This window comes from Saccharopolyspora soli, assembly GCF_022678645.1.
Lineage (GTDB): Bacteria > Actinomycetota > Actinomycetes > Mycobacteriales > Pseudonocardiaceae > Saccharopolyspora > Saccharopolyspora soli.
On the sequence record NZ_JALBWV010000076.1, the window covers coordinates 32,896 to 38,895 of the forward strand.

The following is a 6,000-nucleotide window of genomic DNA, read 5'->3' on the forward strand; positions in this document are numbered from 1 at the left end:
CAATCCGCAGCGGCGCGAACACCCAAACGCCGCTGCCTAGTTGTAGCCGCGAATCAGGTGGCTCTCATCTAGCTCGATTTCCGCTTCGGCAAGGGAGAACTCGCTCGACGGCTCCGCCAGGGCTGGACCGTCGGCGTCCACATTGGATTCCTGAATCGACACCGGATTCCTTCCTGTCAAACTCTGCATCGCTGAAATTTCCACTCCGCTGCCGCGGAAACGGATGTCCGGGAGTTTGGGGCGCGGTTTTCGCACCGACCGGTCCAGCGCGCTCGCGCCGCGGACCGCTGGTCGGTTCACCGCCGAACTGGCAACGCGCGCCAGGCGATCGCCTGGTCGCGCCGGAGTCTGCGCACCGTGCCCGGCATGGTCGTGCGGAACCTCTTCGGTCGACGTGCGTCGGGCAACGAGCCGGGTTCGCCAGGCACGGGTTCTCCAAGCAACCTTGGGTGTAAGGTATTACACCTCAAAATGCCGCACGGCGGTGGGGCCGGTCAAGGTGATTAACGCTGGGCACCGGTGCAACGCCCGGAAGTTCGGACCGGACGCTGCCGGATGTTTTCGCCGCCCCGAACTCCACCGCTTGTCGGCATTGCCCGGTTGACCGAGCCCCGCAGGTCAGGCACCCACCATTTGGCGGATGCCAAAGCACCCGGTTCGGCCCACCCTGGTCACCTGTCATGCACGACGAGGACGAAGCGGAGTGTGATGATCGATCCTGCGGGACGTCCGCAGCCAGCGAACTACGAAGCGGCCATCGCCGCGCTCCAACACATGGTGCGAAGCCGTGATCTCGCTGGACTTCCGGAAACCACCGAGGCGTTGTCGCGCATCGTCGAAACGATTCCGCCGAACGGAGCACAACGCGCTTCGGCCGTGAACAACCTCGGCAACGCGATGCACCTGTGGTTCGAGGCCACCGGCCGCTCAGCGGATCTCCGGGAGGCGATCAGGCACTACCGGGAAGCTCTGGACTCCGCTCGGCGCAATGATCCGCAACTCTCACTCTACTGGTCCAATCTCAGCCTGGCCCTGCTCAAGCTGGGGCGGCGCGGCCAACGGCTGGAACTGATCGATGAAGCCGCCGAAGCCGCCCGGCAGTCCGCCCAACTCTCCCCGCGCGGCTCCCATTCCCGCATCGCCGCCCTGCTCCAGCTCGTCGATGCACTGCGGCTGCGCGGGAAGCTCGCTGGTGCGGAGGATGACGAGGTCGTCGCAGTGCTGCGCGAGGCGGCCGTCGAGGCACCGGTGGACCTGCCCGAGCGGCCGATGCTGCTGCTGCGTGTCGGTACGAGCCTGGTCAACCAGTTCCGGCGGGACAACGACGTCGACAACCTCGACGCGGCGGTGCAACTGCTCTACGAGGCCGCTGAGGTGTTGCCCGCCGGGCAGCATGCCCGGCTCGCACTGAGTCGGCTCGGTCTCGCGTTGCGCTTGCGGTTCGACGAGGACGGCGACCCCGAGGATCTTCGGTATGCCGTCGATGTGCTGTGCCGGGGGGCGGCCGACACGTCGCGCGGCGACGAAAACCTCGCGACGTTGTTGTTCCACCTGGCTGGGGCGGCAGTCGAGCACTTCGACTGCACGGGTGGGCACAGCGCCCTGGATCGAGCGGTGGAGATGCTCTACCGGTCGGTGAGTCGCCTGCGCGCCGACGACCGTCGGCGCGCATCCGTTCTGCTGTCCTTCAGCGAGCTGCTGCACCGCCGGTTCGGCACGAGCCTGGACCCGACCATGCTCGATGCCGCAGCGGAATTCGCCGACAAGGCCGCTGCCTGCGCCGATGTACTGGATGAAGATCGCGGTAGCGCGCTGCGGGCCCTCGCGAGCTGCCTGATCCACCGCTTCGAGCTCGCCGGTTCGACCGACGACCTGGACCGCGCCGCGGTGGCACTGGACGAACTGGATCGGCTGGCCCCCGCCGACGGTCCGGTCCGGTGGGGCTACTGGATGCAGCGCGGCCAGCTGGCCATGCGGGAACACGAGCAATCGCACGGCAAGAACGGGTTGAACACTGCGATCGCCATGTACCGGCGGGTGTTGGACGCGATGCCCGAGGAAGATCCGGAGCGGGCCGCGGTTGCGGTCGAGCTGGGCAATGCCCTGCAACGGCAGTCCAAGCACAACCGGCGCCGGACCTATCGACTCGCCTACACCTTGCTGCACGAGGCGGCGGAGCTGCGCACGGCACCGGCTGGAACGCGGATGCGGGCCGCGACGTTGGCCGGGCACTTCGCCGCCGAGGCGAGCAGGTGGGACGAGGCCGCGGCGATGTTCAAGGCAGCGATGGCGCTGTTGCCGCTGGTCAGCAGGTTCGGACCGGCACCGGACGCCGTGCAGCGGTACGAGCTGACCACCATGGTCGCCGACGCGGTGGCTTGCGTGGTGCGCGACGGGGCGCCCAAACAGGCCGTCGAACTGCTGGAGCACGGCCGGTGCCTGCTGCTCGCGCAAGCGCTCGGAAACCGCGACGAGCAGACCGAGTTGGCCGACGAACTCCCCGCCCTCGCAACAGATCTGCGCCGCGTGCGGCGCCTGCTGGACTACCTCCCGGACAACGTGGTGGGGGCCGCGACGCGGCGGAAGGCGATGGAGCGGCAACGCGACCTCGCGGAGCGCTGGACGGCGCTCGTGGCCGAAGTGCGGACCCACCCCGCCTTCGAGCACTACCTGGAGCCCCCCGCGTTCGAGCAGCTCAGCGGCGCCGCTGCCGACGGGCCCGTGGTGTTGGTGAACGTGAGCGCGTACGGCTCGGACGCCCTGCTGGTCACCGCGGGTGAAGCGGTCGGCCTGTCGCTGCCGAGCCTCGACATCCGCAACACGGCGAAGTACACCCGCCTGCTGCTGGAAAGCAGCAGCGCGGCCCACATCCGGGAGGTGCTGGACTGGATCTGGCAGTCGGTGGCCGACCCGGTGTTCAACGTGCTCAACTACTACTACGTCACCACCTACGGCGCGCCGCCACCCGAAAACCAGCCGTGGCCGCGCATCTGGTGGTGCCCGACCGGACCGGCGGCGTTCCTTCCGTTGCACGCCGCGGGATCCGACGGTCCCCCCGGCACCGGGCTGTCGGTTCTGGAACGCACGGTGCCGTCGTACACGCCGACGCTGCAATCACTCCTGCACGCGCGCGAAGCGGAATTCCCGATCGAGCAGCGCCGCGATCCGCGAGTGGTGCTCGGCAATCGCGCCGCGCACACCGAGCCCCGCTTGCTGGCGCAGCGATGGCCGTCCACGAAGGTGCTCGAACTCACCGAGTCGGCTCGACCCACCGTGCTCACCGCGTTGACCGAACCCGGACCGGTTCATTTCGCCTGCCAGGGCACCCAACGAGCACACGACTGCGCCTCCGGCCGACTGATCGGAACCGACGGCAGTCCGATGTTCATCGGCGAAATCGCACAGCTGCGGATCCCGTCTGAGTTCGCCTACGTTTCGGCGAACGAAGTCACCGTGGAGCAGGGCATTCCGCCCGACGCGATCGCCCAGCTGCTGCCGCTGCTGCAACACGCCGGTTTCAAACACGTCGTCGGTCCACTGTGGCCCGTTCAGGACGGCGCGGCGATCATCGACGCCCTGTACACCGACATGGACGACGATGGCGCCCTGGACCCCAGCGGAGCCGCGGTCGCCGTGCACCGCGTGGTGCGCGCACTGCGCCAACAGCATCCGCACGACCCGAGGCTGTGGGCCGCCCATATCCACGTAGGACCATGATCAAAGCGGGTCAGCTCACCGCCTTGGAGCCAGCCGCTAGCCGGACTCCGGTGCGAAAGCTTGGAGGAAGGTGCGGACCGCGGCAGCCGTCACGGCGCGGAGTTCGGCTTCGGGAACCTGCCGGGTGCCGAATCGGGCCCGCGCTTCCATCGGGCCGGTGAGCAGAGCGGCGAACTGCTCACCGGCTTCGACCGGATCGCAGCTGCGCAGGCGACCCGCCAGCACCAGTCGGGCCAGCCGATCGGCCAGCGCTTCGGTGATGCGATCCGCCGCCCGGCCGCGGACGATGTCGATCAGGTCTGGGAACCGGCAGAGCTCGGCGTAGAGCAGCCGTCGCAGCGCCCAGGAGCGCTCGTCGCAGTAGCACTGGAGCAGCCGGTAGCCGACCTCTTCCAGCATTGGACGCACCTCGGCGCCATCGCTGCGCAGCCGCTCGACAACCGCCATGTTCTCCGCGAAGGCCCGGTCGGAGTCCGCCGCGATCGCCTGCCGGAACAGGTTTTCCTTGTCCCCGAAGTGGTTGTACACGGTGGGCTTGGCGACACCTGCTTCCGCCGCGATCACGTCCACGCTGCCCTGGCTGTATCCCTCGCGGGCGAACACCCGCAGCGCCGCGTCCAAGATCGCCTGGCGCTTGTCGATGCGTCCGCGCGAGGCGCTTCGCCCCGACGCGGCTGACGTATTCGCTGCGCTCACGACCACATCCTATCCCACGCCAACATTCGACTGTACTTGAGAGTTAAATACGATGTACTTCTTGGTTGCGCTCCACCGATCGGAACACTACGGTGAACTCGTCAGTTCAAATCGCCGCGCACCCCGAAGGAGCTTCCGTGCGAACGTTCGTCATCACGGGTGGTACAGACGGCATCGGGAAGGCGCTCGCGCTCACCTACCTGAAACGCGGCGACGAAGTGGCGATCATCGGGCGCAACGCCGAGAAGGGCGCGGCTTTGCTCGATGCCGCAACGGAATTCGGCGCGGGCGACCGCGCGCACTTCGTGCTCGCCGACCTGAGTTCGATCGGCGAGACCAGGACTGCGATCGGCGCGATCCGGGCTGAGTTCCCGCAGGTCGACGCGCTGGTGCTGTGCGCCCGGTTCTTCCGGTCCACCAGGTCGGTCACCGCCGAGGGATTCGAGAGCAACCTCGCGTTGTCCTACCTGAACCGCTTCGTGCTGAGCTACGAGATGGCAGACTTGCTCGACGCCGCCGACGCCCCGGTCATCCTGAACGTCGCCGGGCCGGGTTCAGGCGGCGAGATCCGCTGGCACGACCTGGGATTCGCCGAAGGGTACGACGGCACGACCGCGCTGATGCAGAGCGGCCCGCTCAACGACCTGCTCGGCGTCGGGTTCGCCGCGAACGCGGTGCCGCGGAAGATCAGCTACGTGCTGTTCCACCCCGGTGTCGTCAGCACCGGTTTCGCCGGGGAGTACGACGCGGAGATGACCAGGCAGATCGAGGCGCTGCGCACCACTGCCAAACCGGTGGAACAGGCCATCGTGCCGATGCTCGCGGTGCTGGACGAACCACCCGGCGAACCGCTGAGCGCCTTCCTGATGGGCGAGCGGATCAGCCTCGACGGCCCCGGCTTCGACCCGGCGGCCGCTGCGCGACTGTACGCCACGACCACCCAACTGCTCGCCAGCGGCTTCGCCGCCGCGGAGAGCCGAGACACGCAGGAGTACTGACGTGACCGTGTCGACGACGAAGCTCGCCGATTTGCTCGACTCGCCGGTCTTCGCCATGGTGGCGACGATCCAGCCCGACGGCAGTCCGCAGCAATCGGTGGTCTGGGTAAAGCGGGACGGCGACGACGTGCTCTTCATGTCGGCAGTCGGCAGCCGCAAGGAACGCAACTTGCGCCGCGACCCGCGGGTCAGCGTCTTGGTCTCTCCCCCGGACGCGCCCTACACCTACGCGGCGATCCGGGGCACCGCGACCTTCGAGTCGGCCGGAGCCCACCAACTCCGGGACGAGCTGGCGCTGAAGTACGTCGGCAAGACATACGCCCAACACGTCGAAGACACCCCGGAAGCCGGAACGGACCGCCGCGAAATCACGGCAATACGGGTCACCCCGACCAAAATATCCGGAAGGCTCTAGCCCACAAGGCGAATCCCACGCGAAGCGGCGCCGGGGTGGGGGGGGGGGGGGGGGGGGGGGGGGGGGGGGGGGGGGGGAGGAGCCCCCGGGCGGGGGGGGGGGGGTGGTGGGGGGGGGGCGGGGGGGGGGGGGGGGGGGGGGGTGGGGGGGGGGGGGGGGGGGGGGGGGGGGGGG

The 6,000-nt window shown here is 68.6% G+C and carries 5 protein-coding genes; 3 read left to right on the forward strand and 2 right to left on the reverse strand.

The window, feature by feature from the left end; genetic code table 11:
* Positions 1–36: 36 nt before the first annotated feature.
* The gene (locus MOQ72_RS44885) at positions 37–162 is read right to left on the reverse strand and encodes a hypothetical protein (RefSeq protein ID WP_277955264.1); all 126 of its coding nucleotides are present in this window, start codon (positions 160–162) and stop codon (positions 37–39) included.
* Positions 163–708: 546 nt separating this feature from the next.
* On the opposite strand from MOQ72_RS44885, the gene MOQ72_RS37545 reads away from it, so the two are divergent.
* Positions 709–3,717, forward strand: a complete 3,009-nt coding sequence (locus MOQ72_RS37545; protein WP_242190682.1) for a CHAT domain-containing protein — start codon at positions 709–711, stop codon at positions 3,715–3,717.
* 36 nt (positions 3,718–3,753) lie between these two features.
* On the opposite strand, the gene MOQ72_RS37550 is transcribed toward MOQ72_RS37545, so the two are convergent.
* Complete coding sequence (locus tag MOQ72_RS37550) at positions 3,754–4,413, reverse strand: TetR/AcrR family transcriptional regulator (RefSeq protein WP_242190683.1); 660 nt, start codon at positions 4,411–4,413, stop codon at positions 3,754–3,756.
* Between the two features lie 137 nt (positions 4,414–4,550).
* On the opposite strand from MOQ72_RS37550, the gene MOQ72_RS37555 reads away from it, so the two are divergent.
* Positions 4,551–5,411 carry an SDR family NAD(P)-dependent oxidoreductase gene (locus tag MOQ72_RS37555; protein WP_242190684.1) on the forward strand — a complete coding sequence of 287 codons (861 nt, stop codon included), beginning with the start codon at positions 4,551–4,553 and terminating at the stop codon, positions 5,409–5,411.
* A gap of 1 nt (position 5,412) precedes the next feature.
* Positions 5,413–5,826 carry a PPOX class F420-dependent oxidoreductase gene (locus tag MOQ72_RS37560; RefSeq protein ID WP_242190685.1) on the forward strand — a complete coding sequence of 138 codons (414 nt, stop codon included), beginning with the start codon at positions 5,413–5,415 and terminating at the stop codon, positions 5,824–5,826.
* Positions 5,827–6,000 lie beyond the last annotated feature (174 nt).

Excerpts from the sequence above, each read along its gene's own strand:
- MOQ72_RS37545 (WP_242190682.1), top strand. The coding sequence starts at position 709 with ATGATCGATCCTGCGGGACGTCCGCAGCCAGCGAACTACGAAGCGGCC.